Raw genomic sequence first — 16,813 nt, forward strand, 5'->3', positions numbered from 1 at the left:
TCCCTTCACGAGAGGACCCACCACTCCACGATGACCGACATCGACTGGGACGAACTCCGTTCCGCCGCCACGGATGCCATGCACCGCGCGTACGCGCCCTATTCCCGCTTCAAGGTGGGCGCCGCGGCGCTCGTGGCCGACGGCCGGATCGTCTCCGGATGCAACGTCGAGAACGCCTCGTACGGCGTGACGTTGTGCGCCGAATGCGGACTCGTGTCCGACCTGCACATGAGCGGGGGCGGCCAGCTGGTCGCCTTCGTGTGCGTCGACGGTGAGGGTCGCACGCTCATGCCGTGCGGCCGCTGCCGCCAGCTGCTGTTCGAGCACGCGATCCCGGGCATGCTGCTCGAGACCGTCAGCGGCATCCGGACCATCGACGAGGTGCTGCCCGACGCCTTCGGCCCGCGCGACCTCGAGGAGGCGGCCCGATGACCGCCGAGCAGTTCGACGCGGTCGACATCATCCGTGCGCAGCGCGACGGCAAGGCGATCTCCGAGGGCGAGATCCGTTGGCTCGTCGACGCGTACACGCGCGGCTACGTCATGGACGCGCAGATGGCGGCATTCACGATGGCGGTCCTGCTGAACGGTCTCGGCCGCGAACAGATCCGCGTGTTGACCGACGCGATGATCGCCTCGGGCGAGCGCATGGACTTCTCGTCGCTCGGCAAGACCACGGTCGACAAGCACTCCACCGGAGGCGTGGGCGACAAGATCACGCTGCCGTTGGCTCCGCTGGTCGCCGCGTTCGGTGTCGCCGTGCCGCAGCTCTCGGGTCGCGGCCTCGGCCACACCGGGGGCACGCTCGACAAGCTCGAGTCGATCCCCGGCTGGCGCGCGGCGCTGTCGAACGACGAGATCATGGCGCAGCTGCGCGACGTGGGCGCTGTCATCTGCGCCGCCGGCACCGGTCTCGCCCCCGCCGACAAGAAGCTGTACGCCCTGCGCGACGTCACCGGAACCGTCGAGGCGATCCCGCTGATCGCCTCGAGCATCATGTCGAAGAAGATCGCCGAGGGCACCGACTCGCTCGTGCTCGACGTGAAGTTCGGCTCGGGCGCCTTCATGCAGGACATCGACCGCGCGCGTGAGCTCGCCGAGACCATGGTCGCCCTCGGCACCGACTCGGGGGTCAACACGACGGCGCTGCTCACCGACATGAACGTGCCGCTGGGACTCGCGATCGGCAACGCCAACGAGGTGCGCGAATCGGTCGAGGTGCTCGCCGGCGGCGGACCCGCCGACGTGGTCGAGCTGACCGTCGCCCTCGCGCGCGAGATGCTGACCCTCGCCGGCAAGCCCGACGCCGACGTCGAAGCGGCCCTGTCGGACGGCCGCGCGATGGACGTGTGGAAGCGCATGATCCGTGCGCAGGACGGCGATCCGGATGCCGCTCTGCCCACGCCCCGCGAGACGCACACGGTGGTCGCCGACCGCTCCGGCGTCGTCACGCGCGTCGACGCCCTGCCCTTCGGCATCGGTGCGTGGCGCCTGGGCGCCGGCCGCGCCCGCGCCGAGGACGCCGTGGTGCACGCCGCGGGCATCGACCTGCACGTGACGGTCGGTCAGTCCATCAGCGCCGGTCAGCCGCTGTTCACCCTCTCGGCCGACGATGAGACGCGCTTCTCGCGCGCGCTCGACGCGGTCGAGGGAGCGTGGGAGATCGGCGACACCGCTCCCTCCGGGCGGTCGCTCGTGCGCGAACGCATCACCGCGTGATGGCATCCGGAAAGAGGAGCACCATGGCCACCGAAGACGTCCGCATCGGCGGCCGGAAGATCAGCGAGCTGCCGAAGGTCTCGCTGCACGATCACCTCGACGGCGGCCTCCGCCCCGAGACGGTGCTCGAACTCGCCGACGAGGTGAGTCTCGACCTGCCCGCCGACGACGCGAAGGGCCTCACCGTCTGGTTCAGCGACCACCTCGACGGAGGCTCCCTCGAGGACTACCTCGAGAAGTTCGACGCGACCGTCGGTGTGATGCAGACCCGCGAGGGTCTCGTGCGCGTCGCGAAGGAGTTCGTCGAAGACCTCGCCGCCGACGGCGTCGTCTACGGCGAGGTGCGGTGGGCTCCCGAGCAGCACCTCACCCGCGGACTGAGCCTCGACGATGTGGTGGATGCCGTGCAGGAGGGCATCGAAGAGGGTGAGGACGCCGCCGACGCACGCGGACACGACATCCGCGTCGGTCAGCTGCTGACCGCCCTGCGCCACAACGACAACGCGCGCGACATCGCCGAGCTCGCCGTCTCGTGGCGCGGTCGCGGTGTCGTCGGCTTCGACCTCGCCGGCCCCGAGGACGGGTTCCTGCCGTCGCGCCACCGCGAGGCGTTCGACTACCTCGCGCAGGAGTTCTTCCCCACGACCGTGCACGCGGGCGAGGGGGCGGGACTGGCATCCATCCGCTCCGCCCTGATCGACGGTCGCGCACTGCGCCTCGGCCACGGCGTGCGCATCGCCAACGACCTCGACGTCGTCTCGCGTGAGGGCGAAGAGGTGCAGGTCACTTTCGGCGACCTGGCGCGGTGGGTGCGCGACCGCGAGATCACGCTCGAGCTGTCGCCGACGTCGAACCTGCAGTCGGGTGCCGTCACGGCCTGGGGCGACACGATGGACGCCCACCCGTTCGACCTGCTGTACCAGCTCGACTTCTCCGTGACCGTGAACGTCGACAACCGCCTGATGAGCGCGACCACGCTCACGCGCGAGCTCGGTCTGCTCGCTCAGGCCTTCGAGTACGACCTCGACGACCTCGAGGCGTTCCAGCTCAACGCCGCCGCCGGGGCCTTCCTGCCGGTGGAGGAGCGCGAGGAGCTCATCGAGATCATCAGCGAGGGCTTCCAGCGCTGAGCCGGGCTGTTGGGGGGGCGCGCACCTGCGGGTGCGCGCCCCCTCGCGCATTCCCTTGGTTGAGTCTCCAGGAAACGCCGCTGCCACGTCCGGCGCGCGGTGTGTGTGGACACTCAACGGGGGTGTGGACGGGGCGCCGAGTGAGCGGGACGCTCAGGGCGCGGCACCGACCACCGTGTAGCGCGTGCTCGGCCGACCGGCCGTCGAGTAGTCGAGGCTGCGGGTGCACTCGCCGTCCTCGGCGATGTGCTCGAGGTAGCGGCGGCAGCTGACCCGCGAGAGCCCGAGGCGATCGGCGACCTCCGAGGCGCTCGCGGAACCGAGCTCGACCAGCGCCGAGCGCACCAGATCCAGGGTGGGCCGCGACAGGCCCTTCGGCAGCGGGCGGCGGGTGACCGGTCGGAGCACGGCATCGACGCCCTGCTGGTCGAGAGAGCCCGCGACCGCGGCCGACGATCGGCGTTCGGCGAGCACGTCGTCGATGCGCGCGTGCAGCTCACCCGCGGTGAAGGGCTTCACCAGGTAGTGCTGCACGCCCATGAGCCGGGCGGTGCGCACGGTGTCGACGTCACGAGCGGCGGTGACGGCGATCACCTCGGGCTGGGGCAGGTCCGCGTCGGCGCGTACGGCGCGGAGCGCATCGAGTCCCGAGAAGCCGGGGAGGTGAACGTCGAGCAACACGAGGTCGGGGCGGAGACGGTCGATCGCCGTCACGGCATCCGGACCGCTTCCTGCCGTCCCGACCAGCTCGCACGCCGGATGCGCCGAGACGAACCGGCCGTGCAGAGACGCGACCGCGGGGATGTCGTCGACCACCAGCACCCGCAGCATCATGAGACCCTCTCCGCCACGGGCAGCGACACCTCGAACCGGGCGCCGCCCAGCGGGGACGGCACGACGCGGGCGTCGCCGCCGCGCCGCCGCGCCACACGGCGCACGAGGGCGAGCCCGATGCCGCGGGCACGGTCGCGGGTGTCCTTGGTGCTCACGCCCTCGTCGAAGACGTGCTCGCGCAGAGCGGCCGGCACCCCCGCTCCGCTGTCGTCGACCCGCACGTGCACCCCGGGCCCGGTGGCATCGACCTCGACCCGCAGACGATCGCCGGGGCGACAGGCCTCCAGCGCGTTGTCGACCAGGTTGCCGACGACCGTGACGAGGTCGCCGACCACCTCGGGAGCCGGGGTGCCGAGGGCCGCGACCTCGAGGGCGACGTCGAGCTCGCGCGAGCGGGCGAGCTTGACCGACAGCAGCGCCGTCAACTCGCTGCCCAGGGCCGCGGCATCCGGACCAGGATCGAGGGGACCGCCGGGCCGCACCCGCGCGATGAAGTCGCGGGCGTCGTCGTAGGCGCCGAGTTCCAGCAGGCCCGAGACCACGTGCAGCGAGTTGGCGAACTCGTGCGCCTGCGCCCGCAGTCCCTCGGTCAGCGATTGCTGGCCGTCCATCTGGCGCAGCGCCTCGTGGAGTTCGCTGTGATCACGCAGCAGCAGGGTCGCCCCCACCGAGCGACCGCGGTCGTCGCGCAGGCCGGTCGAGCGGGCGATGACGGGGCGTTCTCCGGCCAAGACCAGTCGCCCCTCGGGCTCACCGTCTTCCATGACCTGCAGCAGCGGGCCGTCGAGCGTCTCGTCCGCGCGCCGACCCACGAGCGGACCGCGGCCGATGAGCCTCTCGGCGGCGTCGTTGGCGCTCGTGACGATGCCGCGGTGGTCCACCCGCACCACGCCCTCGCTGAGGCGGTGCAGCATCGTCTCGCGCTCACCGACCATCTCGGCGATCTCGTCGGGCTCCAGACCGAAGATGCGGCGTCTGATGAGCGCCGCGACCCAGGCGGCGCCGAACACCCCCGCCACCGCCGCGCCGCCGAAGGCCAGCAGTAGGCCCGGCAGGCGCGATTGCAGGTCGGCGGCCAGCTCGGACTCCAGCACCCCGACCGAGACCGAGCCGATGACCTGCGCGCCCTCCTCGTCGCCGTCGGCGAAGACCGGCACCTTCACGCGATACGACTCGCCGAGCGTGCCGGTCTCGGTGCCCGACCAGACCTGCCCCGACAGGGGGATCGATGGATCGGTCGACACGTTCTCGCCGATGCGGTCGGGATTCGGGTGCGAGAAGCGGATGCCGGAGGGGTCGGTCACCACGACATAGGTCAGCGACGACGCCTCGCGGATCACCTCGGCGACGGGCTGGATCGCGACGGAGGGGTCGGGGTCGTCGAACGCCTCGACGATGACGGGCAGGCGCGCGATCGACAGGGCGACGCCCACCATGCGCTCGCGGTAGGAGTCGCGGATCGCGCTCTCCTGGATCCACACGGTGACGACGCCGGCTCCAAGGGTCACGACGCACACGATCAACGCCTGCAGCAGCAACAGCTGCAGTCTCAGCGACAGTGCTCGGACCACGGTTCATTCTCTCTCGTCACCCGCACCCGGCCGACGGTCGAGCGCGACCAATAGTTGCCGAACTCGGTCTTAGTTGCGCAAGCGCGACGGCATCCGCCTGCTCTGCCTACCGTGAGCGATCAGCGGGGAGGCGACGGAGCCTCCTCGAACTCGAAGAGGAGTACCGCGCATGCGTCGCACCACCTTTGCCCTCGTCCCGCTGGCCGCGCTGTCGGTCGTGGCCCTCACCGCGTGCAACCCGCAGGGTGCGGGAGCCGGGGGATCAGCGGCGTCGCAGGATGCCGCATCCATCGACGCCGTGAACATCGTCGTCCCCGCCGACCCGGGTGGTGGCTGGGACCAGACCGGTCGCGCCGTCTCGGACGTGCTCACCGCAGGCGACCTCGTCGGCACCGCGGCCGTCAGCAACGTCGGCGGCGCCGGCGGCACCGTCGGCCTGGCCTCGCTCGCCAACGAGCGCGACCCCTACACGCTCATGGTCACGGGCCTGGTGATGGTGGGAGCCGTCGAGACCAACGCGGCCGAGAACCGCATCGAGGACACCACCCCGATCGCCCGCCTCACCGAGGAGCCCCTCGTGGTCGTGGTGCCCGCGGCGAGCGAGTACAAGACGCTGAAAGACCTCGTCGACGCCGTCGTCGCCGACGGGCAGGCCGTGACCATCACCGGCGGTTCGGCCGGCGGTGCCGACCACATCCTCGCGGGCCTCCTGCTCGAAGAGGCCGGGCTCACAGGCGCCGACATCACCACGAAGCTCAACTACGTGCCCAACGCCGGTGGCGGCGAGGCCGTGTCGCTGCTGCTCGGCAACAACGCCGCGGCCGGAATCTCGGGCGTGGGCGAGTTCGCCGAGTACGTCGACTCGGGCGACCTGCGTGCGCTCGCCGTGTCGAGCGAGGAGCCCGCGACGCTGCTGCCCGACGTGCCGACGATGACCAGCGAGGGCTTCGACGTCGTCTACACGAACTGGCGCGGACTGCTCGCACCCGGCGGAATCAGCGAAGCGGATGCCGAGGGCCTGACCAAGCTCGTGACCGACATGCACTCCTCCGACGCGTGGAAGAGCGTGCTCGAGGAGCGCGGCTGGACCGACGCCTTCCTCACGGGCGAGGAGTTCACCACGTTCGTCGACGAGAACATTGTCGACGTGTCGGGCACCCTGAAGAACATCGGGCTGGTGTCGTGACGACGACCGACGCACCGGGGCCGGCGACCGCCCGCCCCCGGTGGGACGCCGACCGGATCGGCAACGCGATCTTCGCGGGCGTCGTCTTCGGCCTCGGCGTCTTCGCCCTCGCCGGGGCCTTCGCCATTCGGGTGCCCGCAGGGGCCGCGATCGGCCCCCAGGTGTTCCCCTTCGCCGTCGCGGTCATCCTGCTCGGCTCGGGTGCGGCGCTCGTCGTCGCGGCGCTGCGGGGCCAGGTCGCCCCGCGCGAAGAGGGCGAGGACATCGACCCCGACGCCACGACCGACTGGTGGACGATCCTCAAGCTCGTCGCCCTGATGGTCGCCGTGCTGCTGCTTCTCGAACTGCTCGGCTGGTGGATGGTCGCCGCCCTGCTGTTCGGCGGCGTCGCCTGGACCCTCGGTGCCAAGCGCCCCTGGGTCGCCTTCCTCGTCGGTCTCGTCATCGGCATCGGCACCCAGCTCCTCTTCGGTGAGGGCCTGGGCCTCTTCCTTCCTCGCGGGGCCGCCTTCGACTGGTGGTACGGCCCCGGACCCCTGTTCGGCTAGGAGACCGTCGACATGGATGCTGTCAACTCCCTCATGGAGGGATTCGCCACCGCGCTGCAGCCGGAGTACCTGCTGTTCGCGCTGCTCGGCGTCGTCATCGGAACCGCGGTCGGAGTGCTCCCGGGCATCGGACCCGCCATGACGGTGGCGCTGCTGCTGCCGCTGACCTACTCGCTGTCGCCGACGGCGGCCATCATCACCTTCGCCGGGATCTACTACGGCGGGATGTACGGGGGCTCGACCACCAGCATCCTGCTGAACACCCCCGGCGAGTCGGCCTCGGTCATCACCGCGATCGAGGGCAACAAGATGGCCAAGCTCGGTCGTGGAGCGGCGGCCCTGGCCACCGCGGCGATCGGCTCATTCATCGCCGGCACGATCGCCACGGCGTTGCTGACCCTGTTCGCGCCCCTGCTGGCGCGCTTCGCGGTCAACCTCTCCCCGGCCGACTTCGTCGCCCTCATCGTGGTCGCGTTCATCACCGTGGGGGCCCTGCTGGGCTCCTCGCCCGCGCGCGGCCTCGCCTCGCTCGGCATCGGACTGCTCGTGGGCTTGATCGGCACCGAGGCGACGACCGGTCAGGCGCGGTACACGATGGGCGTGCTGGCCCTCTCCGACGGCGTGAGCGTCGTGCTCGTGGCCGTCGGCCTCTTCGCCGTCGGCGAGACCCTGTACGTCGCCGCGCGCCTTCGGCACGGTACGGTCCCGGTCATCCCCGTCACGCGCGGCTGGCGCAGCTGGATGACGCGAGAGGACTGGAAGCGCTCGTGGAAGCCGTGGCTGCGCGGCACCTTCATCGGCTTCCCGATCGGCACCATCCCCGCCGGCGGGGCCGACGTGGCGACCTTCCTGTCGTACGCGAGCGAGAAGAAGCTGTCGAAGAACAAGGAGCAGTTCGGTCGCGGCGCAATCGAGGGCGTCGCCGGTCCCGAGGCGGCCAACAACGCCGCCGCGGCGGGCGTGCTCGTGCCGCTCCTGACCCTGGGTCTTCCGACGACGGCGACCGCGGCCATCATCATCACGGCGTTCCAGTCCTACGGCATCCAGCCCGGACCCCAGCTCTTCCAGAACCAGGGCGACCTCGTGTGGGCGCTGATCGCGAGCCTGTACATCGGCAACGTGCTGCTGATCGTGCTGAACCTGCCGCTGGCGGGCCTGTGGGTGAAGGTGCTGCAGATCCCGCGTCCGTACCTGTACGCGGGCATCCTCACCTTCGCGGTGCTGGGCGCCTACGCGGTGAGCTTCTCGACGCTCGACATCGTGATCCTGCTCATCGTGGGAGCGCTCGGGTACTTCATGAGGCGCTTCGGCTTCCCGATCGCCCCGCTCATCGTGGGTCTGATCCTCGGGCCCATGGGCGAGCAGCAGCTGCGCAAGGCGCTGCAGCTGAGCCAGGGCAACGTCGCCGACCTCGTGCTGCACCCGTTCGCCGCGAGCGCGTACGTGCTGTTGGCCGTGTTCCTCGTGGTGGGCCTGTGGCTGAAGCGTCGGCAGAGCCGGTACGAGCGGGCGCTGGAGGCCTCGCTCGCCGCGACCGAGGGGCACCCGCAGGCCGCGGTCGACCACCTGTGGGAGCCGGGCGAGCGCCCGACCGACGTGCGGACGGAGTCGATCCGCGCCGAACTCGCGGCCGAGAAGGCGGGGACTGCGCGGGGCGAGCCTCCGCGGGAGTGACACCCTGTCGAGTGTCCACGACACGCCGCTCCCGGGCGCGGGGAGCGGCGTGTCGTGAACGTTCGGCGGGGGTTCGAGCACCGCGATGTGCACAACTCCGGAGATCGAGTGACGATCGACCCCTCGGGGCGGTGTGAGGGCGGGTCCCGGCGCATATCTCCGGAGTTGGGTACCGAGGGAGCGGCGCGGGCCGACCGCGTCACAGGCCGGGCAGTAACGGCCCACGGCGAACGAGGGCTCGAGCGAGTGCCGAACCTCGTCGTGATGGAACAGCACATCTTCCGCGAGGAGTCTGATCGGAACGAAGCCGCGCTCGACGGCGGCAAGGTCACGACGTCGGTCGCGTTTGACGGTCTGCCAGTCGCCATGGAACTGCTGGCTGTCGCACTCGACGATGAGCCAGCCGTCGACCAGAAAGTCCACGCGGCCGACGCCCTTGATCCGCACCTGGAGTTCGACGTGGCATCCGATACTCCGCAAGACGAGCCGGACCAGCGACTCGATGCCGGACTCGCTGCGTCTGTCCAGCAGACCGCGGAGGACGCTGAACCGGTGAGGAAGCCTCACGAAGATGTCCGCGATGTCGCGTTCGTCGACATGGCCCAGGTGCCACGCGCTGTCGAGCGTGGCGACGGCGTCACGTGGCGTCTGGCATCGGACTGCCTGCACAAGCGCTTCCACGAGGTCGGTGACCGCGCTCTCTCGGGGCGCCGTGGAGCGCCGCCAGTGATAACGGACTCCCTTCGGAGCGGCTGGACGTCGGCTGGCGTGCGACTCCTGTTGGACGTGCAGCCCAGAGCGGCGACGGACGAAGACGCCGACTGCCTCCAATAGGCTGACGCAGTCGAGACGTCCGCCGAGGCTCGCGGACTCGACGAGATCCGGCCGGGAGCCGGCGGGCACGTACGAGCCCCGACGAACGCGCTGGAGTGCTCCGCTTCGTACCGCGGAATCGATCGCCCGGCGCGACATCCCCGCGTCGCGCAGCATCGACGAATTCCATACGAGCCGGGGGAGGTCGGTCGGCCACTCGAGAGGGTTCGTCATCGCTCCACCGTGGGGTCCAAAGCGCCCCCTGCACCTGCGTCAAAGCCGGATCTGTGAACAACACGCGGCGCCGGGCACCTGGGGAGGGACTGTGTGGAGGGGGCTGAACTCCGGAGAATCGGCTGCGTGCGGCGCGGGAGGCGGGTTTCCGGTGGCCCGGGTCTTTCGATCTCCGGAGTTACGCACGCAACGGAAGGAGCCCTCCGGCAGCCGTTCACGCCACCGACGTCTCGTCGTCGCGCCGCGTCATCGGCCGGTCGTGCGCGGGGCGAGCACAACTCCGGAGATCCTGACTCGAAGACCCTGATCCGGTCGCGATTTCCGCGGAAACGCGAGGAATCTCCGGAGTTCGGCCCAGGACCGCGCGCAGCCGCTCGCGACGCTCGCCCTCACGGCCGCGGCAGAAACCCCGCCAGCTCGTCGGCGATGACGCGGTCGACCTCGGCCGGATCGGCCGTGGGGGTGCCGTCGCCGGGCTGCGGGCCGTACGCGCCGAACGACGCGTGCGAGGCACCGGGGATCTCCACGAACGTCGCATTCGCGGGGAGTTCGCCTTTGGCATCCGCGATCTTCTGGGGAGTCGAGAGTCCGTCCTCCGAACCCGACAGGCTCAGGACGGGCAGACCGGATGCCGAGAGGTCGTTCGCGCAGTACGAGGCGAACAGCACCAGGGCATCGGCGTCGGATGCCAACTGGCAGGCCCGGACGCCGCCGAGGGAGTGACCGCCGACCGCCCAGCTCGACACTCCGGGCGCGAGCTCCGTGAACGTCGACAACGGCCGCGGGTCGAAGAAGGCGAGGTTCAGCCACGGACGGGTGATGACGACGGTGATGCCGTCGTCGACGACCGTGTCGACGAAGGTCGCGATATAGCCCTCGGCCTCGACCTTCGCGCCCGGGATGAACACGAGCCCCTGCCCGGTCGCGCCCGAGGTGGGGGAGAGCACGATGCCCGTGCCGTCGGAGCTGATCGTGAGGCCGGGGTTCGCCTCGGCGGCCGCGAGAGGCTCGGCTTCGGCACCCATGACACCCACCTGCGTGTAGATCAGGATGCCGCCGATCAGCAGGACGACGATCGCGGCCAGACCCCCGAGGATCCAGCGCAGAAGACGACGACGCCGGCGGGGCGCTCGGGGCGCTCCGCCGGCGTCGGACGGGGTCGTGTCGGTCACCTGTCGAGGGTAACGCGGGGCTCAGGCGGGCAGCGCCGCCCTGCGGGCCGCGACGATCTCGACGATGCGCGCGTACAGCGGGTGCGCAGCGTCCAGCCCGGTGACCTCGGCGGTGAACGCCTCGGCATCGAGCTCGCGCAGCATGCGCTGCAGGTCGACGGCCTGGGTGTCCTCGGTGTCCGAGAACTCGAGGGCGGCGGCCATGGCGGCGACGAGGGCGTCGACGGGCAGGCTCCGTTCCACAGCCTCGGCGGCGGGCCCGACGAAACGCTCGTGACGCGAGAGCTTGCGCAGCGGCTGACGTCCCACGCGCCACACGGTGTCGGGGAGGGCGGCGTTGCGGAAGCGGCGCAGGATCGTCGAGCGGTACTCGCTCTGCACGCCGGCATCCAGCTCGTGCTTCTCGACCAGCAGCGCGCTGGTCTCCTCGAGTGCGGCCTCGACCTTCGCCGCGATCTCGGGGTTCGCGAGGGCGTCGGAGATGCGCTCGATGCCCGCCTGCGCGCCGAAGTACGCGGTGGTGGCGTGCCCGGTGTTCACGGTGAAGAGCTTGCGCTCGATGTACGGCTCGAGGTCGTCGACGAAGTGCGCCCCCGGGATGTGCGGCGGGGTGTCGCCGAACGGCGCGGCCTCGATCGCCCACTCGTAGAAGGGCTCGACGGTGACGTCGACGCCGCCCTGGGCCTGCGCCGGAACGATGCGGTCGACCGCGGTGTTGGCGAACACGGCACGGGCCGCCAGGGCGTCCCACGACTCGCCGGCCAGCTCCACCACGTGCTCGCGCAGCTGGTCGGTCGCGCCGATCGCGTTCTCGCACGCCATGATCTGCAGCGGCGGGAGCGCGGGGTCGCGCAATGCGAGGCCCGCGACGATGTGCGGGGCGACGAACTTCAGGATCGTCGGGCCGACGGCGGTGGTCACCACGTCGGCGGTGGCGATCTCGTCGACGAGGGCCTCCGCGTCGACCGAGCTGTCGATCGCGCGGAAGTTGGTCACCTGCTTGTCGACGCCTCCGTCGCCCACCTCGTGGACCGTGTACGACGACGCCGAGTTGATCGCCTCGACGAGGGCCGCCGAGACGTCGGAGAAGACGAGGTCGTATCCGCCCTCGTGCAGCAGCAGACCGACGAAGCCCCGGCCGATGTTGCCGGCGCCGAAGTGGACGGCCTTCATGCGTTGACGGAGCCCGAGAGGGCCTGGAAGAGCTCCTCGGGGGAGGAGGCGGTCTTCAGGCGTGCGACGTCGTCCTCCTCGGAGAACAAGATCGCGATCTGCGACAGGATCTCGAGGTGCTCGTCGCCCTTGCCGGCGATGCCGATGACGAAGGTGACGGGCTCCCCGCCCCAGTCGACGCCGCCGTCGTAGCGCACGACGGAGAGGCCCGACTCGAGGATGGCCTGCTTGGTCTCGTTGGTGCCGTGCGGGATCGCGAGCTCGTTGCCCATGTACGTCGACACGGTCTCTTCGCGCTGCTGCATGGCGGCGAAGTAGTCGGCGGTGACGGCGCCGGTGGCCTGGAGCAGGTCGGCGGCCTCCTTCATCGCCTCCTCGCGGGTGGCACTGCCGGGGTGGATGCGGACGGATTCGCTGCGGAGGACGTTCGACATGGTTCTCGCCTTTCTCGTCGTGCTGTCCAGCCTCGCAAACCGCGGGCCGGACGGGAAGACGCCAGGGGTCGGGCTGACGCACCGACCCCTGGCGTGCTAGGGGATTACTTGGTCTCGTGCTGGGCGCGCACCATCTCCACGACCTCGTCGTACTTCGGCGAGTTCATGAAGTTGTCGACCGACACGTGCAGCGAGTCGGGCGACTGCGCCTTGGCGCGGTCGGTGAGCTGGTTCTGCGTGATGACCAGGTCGGCCGAGCCGTCGAGGTTCGCGATCGCCTGGTTGGTGACCGTGACGCCGTCGATGCCGGCCTTCTTGATCTTGTTGCGCAGGACGCTGGCGCCCATGGCCGAGGAGCCCATGCCGGCGTCGCAGGCGAACACGATGTTGTTCAGCTGCTTGGTCGCCACGGCTCCGGCGGCGCCGCCGAGGGCGGCGTCGACATCGCGGTCGGCCGCCTCGGTCGTGCCCGAACCGGTGGTGCCGGCGGCGCGGGTGCGGAGGGCGCCGAGGGCCGACGACTCCTTGCCCTTGTTCGCGGCGGTCTGGTCGATGGCGGCGGCGAAGCTGTCGCCCTCGGCCTCCTGGTCGCGCTTGCGCGAGGCGCGGAGGATGATGCCGGCCACCAGGAATGTCACGACGGCGGCGACGACCACCGAGAGGTAGACCACCAGGAGGTTGGCGGGACCGGCACCGATCGCGGCGACGGTGACGGCGATGATGCTGCCGGGCGCGGCCGGGAAGGCCAGGCCGCCCTGGAAGATCATGTTCGTCGCGACACCCGAGGCGCCACCGGCGATCAGCGCGAGGATCGTCATGGGCTTCGCGAGGGCGTACGGGAAGTAGATCTCGTGGATGCCGCCGAGGAACTGGATGATGATCGCGCCGGGAGCCGACGCCTTGGCCGCACCGACACCGAAGAAGGTGAAGGCGAGCAGCAGACCCAGGCCGGGGCCGGGGTTCGCCTCGATGAGGAACAGGATCGACTTGCCCGACTCCGCCGCCTGCTCGATGCCGAGCGGGGTGAAGACGCCGTGGTTGATGGCGTTGTTGAGGAACAGCACCTTGGCCGGCTCGACGATGATCGACAGCACCGGGAGCAGGTTGAACTGCACGAGGAACGCGACGATGCTGCCGAGGACCGCGCTGATGCCGAGGAAGACCGGACCGAAGGCGAAGAAGCCGATGATCGCGAGGATCATGCCCAGGATGCCGGCGGAGAAGTTGTTCACGAGCATCTCGAAGCCGGGGCGGATCTTGCCGTCCCACAGCTTGTCCATCTGCTTGGTGACCCAGGCCGCGAGCGGGCCCATGATCATCGCGCCGAGGAACATCGGGATGTTGGTACCGACGATGACACCCATCACGGCGATGGTCGCCACGACGCCACCGCGGGCGCCGTAGACGATGCGTCCACCGGTGTTGGCGATCAGCAGCGGCAGCAGGTAGGTGATCATGACGCTGACCAGGCCGACGTAGCCCTGGTAGGTGCTGCCGTCTTCGTTGGCCGTGAGCGCGGTCATGGCGCCGGGCCAGTTGATGGTCGCGGCGTTGCCGCCTCCGCCGAGGATCTCGGCGACCGGGGCCCAGTGCCAGCCGAACGGGCTGTTGGCACCGAAGAATCCGGCGGGGATGAAGAGCATGGTGATGAAGCCCCATGCGATGAACGCCGCGATGTTCGGCATGATCATGCCGGAGAGGAACGTACCGAATCGCTGGACTGCGATCCGTGCCCCTCCCGGCTTCTTGGCGGGTGACGTCGTCGTCATTGCTGTGTCTCCTTGACTGGCTGTACGGCCGGGGCCGTGTGGGGGGTACGGCTTTCGCCGCGGTGTCGACGGGGCGGCCGGAACCGCCCCGGGGTTCACGGGGTGTGGACGAGAGAGGAGGCGGCCTGGGCTGCCTCGCGGGCGGAGGCCGCGTCGTCCGCGGCCAGGGCGGCCTCGGCGATGCGGCGGGCATCGTCGAGAGTGTGGGTGAGCAGGGTCGCGCGCACGTCGGCGAGGGCCGTGGGGGCCATCGACAGCGTGGTGGCGCCGAGCCCGACGAGCACGACGGCGAGCATCGGGTCGGCCGCGGCCTCTCCGCAGATGCCGACGGGCTTGCCGTGCGTGCGGCCCGCGGCCCCGACCTCGCGGATGAGGCGGAGAACGGCCGGATGCCACGGGTCCTGGAACGACGCGACCGAGCCGAGCAGGCGGTCGGCGGCGAGCGTGTACTGCGTCAGGTCGTTCGTGCCGATCGAGGCGAAGTCGGCGATCTCGAGGATGCGGTCGGCCAGGAGAGCCGAGGAGGGGACCTCGACCATGACGCCGGTCGTCTTGAGGCCGTAGTCCTTCGCCAGCGCGGTGAAGTACCGGGTCTCCTCGACGGTCGAGACCATGGGCGCCATGACCCACAGGTCGGCGGGGCCGGACTCGGACGCCCGGGTCGCGGCATCCGCTTCGGCGAGGGCCGTCAGCTGCTCGCGCAGGATGTCCTCGCTGGCGCGGAGGGCGCGCAGGCCACGCAGACCCAGCGCGGGATTCTCTTCGTGCGCGTCGTTGAGGAACGGCAGGGGCTTGTCGGCGCCGGCGTCGAGCACGCGCACGACGACCTTCTTGCCGGGGAAGGCGCTGAGCAGCTCGATGTACGCCGCGCGCTGCTCCTCGACCGTGGGGGCCGAGCTGGAGCTGAGGAAGAGGAACTCGGTGCGGAACAGGCCCACGCCCTCGGCGCCGAGCTCGACGGCCTCGCCCGCTCCGCCGGGCTTGCCGAGGTTGGCCAGCAGGGGGACCTTCGTGCCGTCGGCGAGGGCGCCGTCGGTGATGGGGGCGGATGCCGAGGCGGCTCGGGCTGCGGCACGGTTCTCGGCCCGCGCCAGGTCGTCGGCGCTCGGGTCGACGGTCACGACGCCGGCGGCGGCATCCACGATCACCGTCTGGCCGTCGACGAGGTCCTTCGCGCCGGCGGCGCCGACGACCGCGACGATCGACTTCTCGCGGGCCAGGATCGCGGTGTGCGAGGTGGGGCCGCCCTCGGTGGTGACCAGGGCCAGCACCTTGTCGAGGTCGAGCAGGGCGGTGTCGGCCGGGGCGAGGTCTTTCGCGACCAGCACGAAGGGGTGACCGGGGTCGGGGATGCCGGGGGCCGCGACGCCGCGGAGGCGCGCGATCACGCGCTGGGCGACGTCGTCGAGGTCGGCCGCGCGCTCGCCGAGGTAGCCGCCGAGGGCCACGAGCTGCTCGCGGAACGAAGCGAAGGCGTCGTGCACCGCGAACTCGCCGGTCTTGCCGGCGGCCAGGCGCGCGTCGACCTCGGCTTCGAGGGTGGGGTCTTCGGCGATCATCGCCTGCGCCTCGAGCACGTCGCGGGCGGCGCCACCGGCCTCCGCGCCGCGGGCCTCCAGCTCGCGGGCGACGGCGCCGATGGCCTCGCGCACGCGGGCGGTCTCGTCGTCGACCGAGAGCTCGCTCTTGGCGTCCTTCGGGGCGGGCAGGGGCTCGGCCATGCGCGCGATGGGTCCCTGGGCGACGCCCAGTCCGATTCCGACTCCACGGAGTTCCGTCATGGTGCTGTGTTTCCTTTACTCGGCGTCGTGGTCGGTGGTCAGAAGTTCGGCGAGGCGCTCCAGCGTCGCCTCGGCGTTGTCGCCGTCGGCGACGAGGGTCACGTAGTCGCCCTGCTCGAGCCCCAGGGCGATGATCCCCAGGATGCTCGCGGCGTTGACCGGCTTTCCGGCGTCTTTGGCGAGGGTGACGGGGATGCCGGAGTCTTTCGCGGCCTGCGCGAAGAGCTTCGCGGGGCGGGCGTGCAGGCCGTGCGACGAGCCGATGCGGACGGTGCGGGTCAGGTGGGGCATGAGTGTCCTCTCCGTCGAGTTCAGATCGTGTCCGCGGGCTGGGCGGAACGCAGGGCGTCCTCGACCAGGGCGAGGGTTCGGATGCCGCTCTGGTCGGCGAAGACGTCGTCGGGCAGCAGCACGACGGTCACGCCGCGCGGGGCGGCCTCGAGGCGGATGCGCTCGAGTTCGGGCGCGAGGTGCGGGCCCACCAGCACGAGATCGGCGGCGTCGAGGTCGATCGGGAGGGACCGCGACGTTCCCGCCGAGGCGGAGTAGTCCAGGCCCTTCTCGTGCGCAGCACGACGAACGCGTTGCGCGACGAACGTGCTCGACGCACCCGCTCCACACACCACGAGGATCCTCATCGACCGGCCTTTCTTCCTCTCGATTGTCCGCACCCGTCTCACAGCGGACAACCAGGTTCGTTTCCCACCCCCCGGAACGCGGATGCCGCGGCCCCCCGCTGCGCGCACCGTCTCGCCCCGCGCCGGGGGCGGACGGGC

At 70.7% G+C, this 16,813-nt stretch carries 15 protein-coding genes and 1 pseudogene; 7 read left to right on the forward strand and 9 right to left on the reverse strand.

Features of this window, described 5'->3' with window-relative positions:
* Positions 1-18: 18 nt before the first annotated feature.
* The 3 genes and pseudogenes from LPW41_RS05285 to LPW41_RS05295 form a co-directional block, all read left to right on the forward strand.
* Positions 19-432 (forward strand): annotated as a pseudogene (locus LPW41_RS05285) (cytidine deaminase); the annotation flags it as partial.
* Positions 429-1,718 carry a thymidine phosphorylase gene (locus LPW41_RS05290; protein WP_230704285.1) on the forward strand — a complete coding sequence of 430 codons (1,290 nt, stop codon included), beginning with the start codon at positions 429-431 and terminating at the stop codon, positions 1,716-1,718. The pseudogene LPW41_RS05285 and the gene LPW41_RS05290, both read left to right, overlap by 4 nt.
* Positions 1,719-1,741: 23 nt before the next feature.
* A complete protein-coding gene (locus LPW41_RS05295; RefSeq protein ID WP_230704286.1) occupies positions 1,742-2,848 on the forward strand; it encodes an adenosine deaminase in 1,107 nt (368 codons plus the stop codon).
* Between the two features lie 153 nt (positions 2,849-3,001).
* On the opposite strand, the gene LPW41_RS05300 is transcribed toward LPW41_RS05295, so the two are convergent.
* Positions 3,002-3,679: a response regulator gene (locus LPW41_RS05300; RefSeq protein ID WP_186325399.1), complete on the reverse strand. Its 678-nt coding sequence runs from the start codon at positions 3,677-3,679 to the stop codon at positions 3,002-3,004.
* Positions 3,679-5,253: an ATP-binding protein gene (locus LPW41_RS05305; RefSeq protein ID WP_230704287.1), complete on the reverse strand. Its 1,575-nt coding sequence runs from the start codon at positions 5,251-5,253 to the stop codon at positions 3,679-3,681. Before LPW41_RS05305 ends, LPW41_RS05300 begins: the two co-directional genes overlap by 1 nt.
* Positions 5,254-5,422: 169 nt before the next feature.
* Here LPW41_RS05305 and LPW41_RS05310 point away from each other — a divergent pair, with 169 nt between their 5' ends.
* The 4 genes from LPW41_RS05310 (at position 5,423) to LPW41_RS05325 (ending at position 9,495) form a co-directional block, all read left to right on the forward strand.
* On the forward strand, positions 5,423-6,439 hold the full coding sequence (locus tag LPW41_RS05310) for a tripartite tricarboxylate transporter substrate binding protein (RefSeq protein ID WP_230704288.1): 1,017 nt from the start codon (positions 5,423-5,425) through the stop codon (positions 6,437-6,439).
* Positions 6,436-6,987, forward strand: coding sequence for a tripartite tricarboxylate transporter TctB family protein (locus LPW41_RS05315; protein WP_230704289.1), 552 nt, complete (start codon positions 6,436-6,438; stop codon positions 6,985-6,987). The genes LPW41_RS05310 and LPW41_RS05315 overlap by 4 nt, the downstream gene beginning before the upstream one ends.
* Positions 6,988-6,999: 12 nt before the next feature.
* Complete coding sequence (locus LPW41_RS05320) at positions 7,000-8,661, forward strand: tripartite tricarboxylate transporter permease (protein ID WP_230704290.1); 1,662 nt, start codon at positions 7,000-7,002, stop codon at positions 8,659-8,661.
* Between the two features lie 246 nt (positions 8,662-8,907).
* The gene (locus LPW41_RS05325) at positions 8,908-9,495 is read left to right on the forward strand and encodes a hypothetical protein (protein ID WP_230704291.1); all 588 of its coding nucleotides are present in this window, start codon (positions 8,908-8,910) and stop codon (positions 9,493-9,495) included.
* A gap of 602 nt (positions 9,496-10,097) precedes the next feature.
* Here LPW41_RS05325 and LPW41_RS05330 read toward each other — a convergent pair.
* From LPW41_RS05330 to LPW41_RS05360, 7 genes are all read right to left on the reverse strand, one after another.
* Complete coding sequence (locus LPW41_RS05330) at positions 10,098-10,880, reverse strand: alpha/beta hydrolase (RefSeq protein ID WP_144828993.1); 783 nt, start codon at positions 10,878-10,880, stop codon at positions 10,098-10,100.
* A gap of 21 nt (positions 10,881-10,901) precedes the next feature.
* On the reverse strand, positions 10,902-12,053 hold the full coding sequence (locus tag LPW41_RS05335; RefSeq protein ID WP_154096055.1) for a mannitol-1-phosphate 5-dehydrogenase: 1,152 nt from the start codon (positions 12,051-12,053) through the stop codon (positions 10,902-10,904).
* A complete protein-coding gene (locus LPW41_RS05340; protein WP_144828987.1) occupies positions 12,050-12,487 on the reverse strand; it encodes a PTS sugar transporter subunit IIA in 438 nt (145 codons plus the stop codon). Before LPW41_RS05340 ends, LPW41_RS05335 begins: the two co-directional genes overlap by 4 nt.
* A 104-nt stretch (positions 12,488-12,591) precedes the next feature.
* Positions 12,592-14,256, reverse strand: coding sequence for a PTS mannitol transporter subunit IICB (locus tag LPW41_RS05345; RefSeq protein ID WP_230704292.1), 1,665 nt, complete (start codon positions 14,254-14,256; stop codon positions 12,592-12,594).
* A gap of 95 nt (positions 14,257-14,351) precedes the next feature.
* A complete protein-coding gene (gene ptsP / locus LPW41_RS05350) occupies positions 14,352-16,037 on the reverse strand; it encodes a phosphoenolpyruvate--protein phosphotransferase (RefSeq protein WP_230704293.1) in 1,686 nt (561 codons plus the stop codon).
* Positions 16,038-16,052: 15 nt separating this feature from the next.
* Positions 16,053-16,328, reverse strand: coding sequence for an HPr family phosphocarrier protein (locus LPW41_RS05355; RefSeq protein ID WP_144828979.1), 276 nt, complete (start codon positions 16,326-16,328; stop codon positions 16,053-16,055).
* A gap of 20 nt (positions 16,329-16,348) precedes the next feature.
* On the reverse strand, positions 16,349-16,675 hold the full coding sequence (locus LPW41_RS05360) for a PTS sugar transporter subunit IIB (RefSeq protein ID WP_144828975.1): 327 nt from the start codon (positions 16,673-16,675) through the stop codon (positions 16,349-16,351).
* Positions 16,676-16,813 lie beyond the last annotated feature (138 nt).

Source organism: Microbacterium sp. JC 701 (assembly GCF_021026215.1).
In the GTDB taxonomy this organism is placed as follows: domain Bacteria; phylum Actinomycetota; class Actinomycetes; order Actinomycetales; family Microbacteriaceae; genus Microbacterium; species Microbacterium algihabitans.

What these genes read in the sequence shown, in the direction of transcription:
- LPW41_RS05345 (WP_230704292.1), bottom strand. Translation starts at nt 14,256, where the DNA reads ATGACGACGACGTCACCCGCCAAGAAGCCGGGAGGGGCACGGATCGCA.
- LPW41_RS05335 (WP_154096055.1), bottom strand. Translation starts at nt 12,053, where the DNA reads ATGAAGGCCGTCCACTTCGGCGCCGGCAACATCGGCCGGGGCTTCGTC.
- LPW41_RS05300 (WP_186325399.1), bottom strand. Translation starts at nt 3,679, where the DNA reads ATGCTGCGGGTGCTGGTGGTCGACGACATCCCCGCGGTCGCGTCTCTG.
- LPW41_RS05290 (WP_230704285.1), top strand. Translation starts at nt 429, where the DNA reads ATGACCGCCGAGCAGTTCGACGCGGTCGACATCATCCGTGCGCAGCGC.
- LPW41_RS05295 (WP_230704286.1), top strand. Translation starts at nt 1,742, where the DNA reads ATGGCCACCGAAGACGTCCGCATCGGCGGCCGGAAGATCAGCGAGCTG.
- LPW41_RS05360 (WP_144828975.1), bottom strand. Translation starts at nt 16,675, where the DNA reads ATGAGGATCCTCGTGGTGTGTGGAGCGGGTGCGTCGAGCACGTTCGTC.
- LPW41_RS05355 (WP_144828979.1), bottom strand. Translation starts at nt 16,328, where the DNA reads ATGCCCCACCTGACCCGCACCGTCCGCATCGGCTCGTCGCACGGCCTG.
- ptsP (WP_230704293.1), bottom strand. Translation starts at nt 16,037, where the DNA reads ATGACGGAACTCCGTGGAGTCGGAATCGGACTGGGCGTCGCCCAGGGA.
- LPW41_RS05340 (WP_144828987.1), bottom strand. Translation starts at nt 12,487, where the DNA reads ATGTCGAACGTCCTCCGCAGCGAATCCGTCCGCATCCACCCCGGCAGT.
- LPW41_RS05320 (WP_230704290.1), top strand. Translation starts at nt 7,000, where the DNA reads ATGGATGCTGTCAACTCCCTCATGGAGGGATTCGCCACCGCGCTGCAG.
- LPW41_RS05310 (WP_230704288.1), top strand. Translation starts at nt 5,423, where the DNA reads ATGCGTCGCACCACCTTTGCCCTCGTCCCGCTGGCCGCGCTGTCGGTC.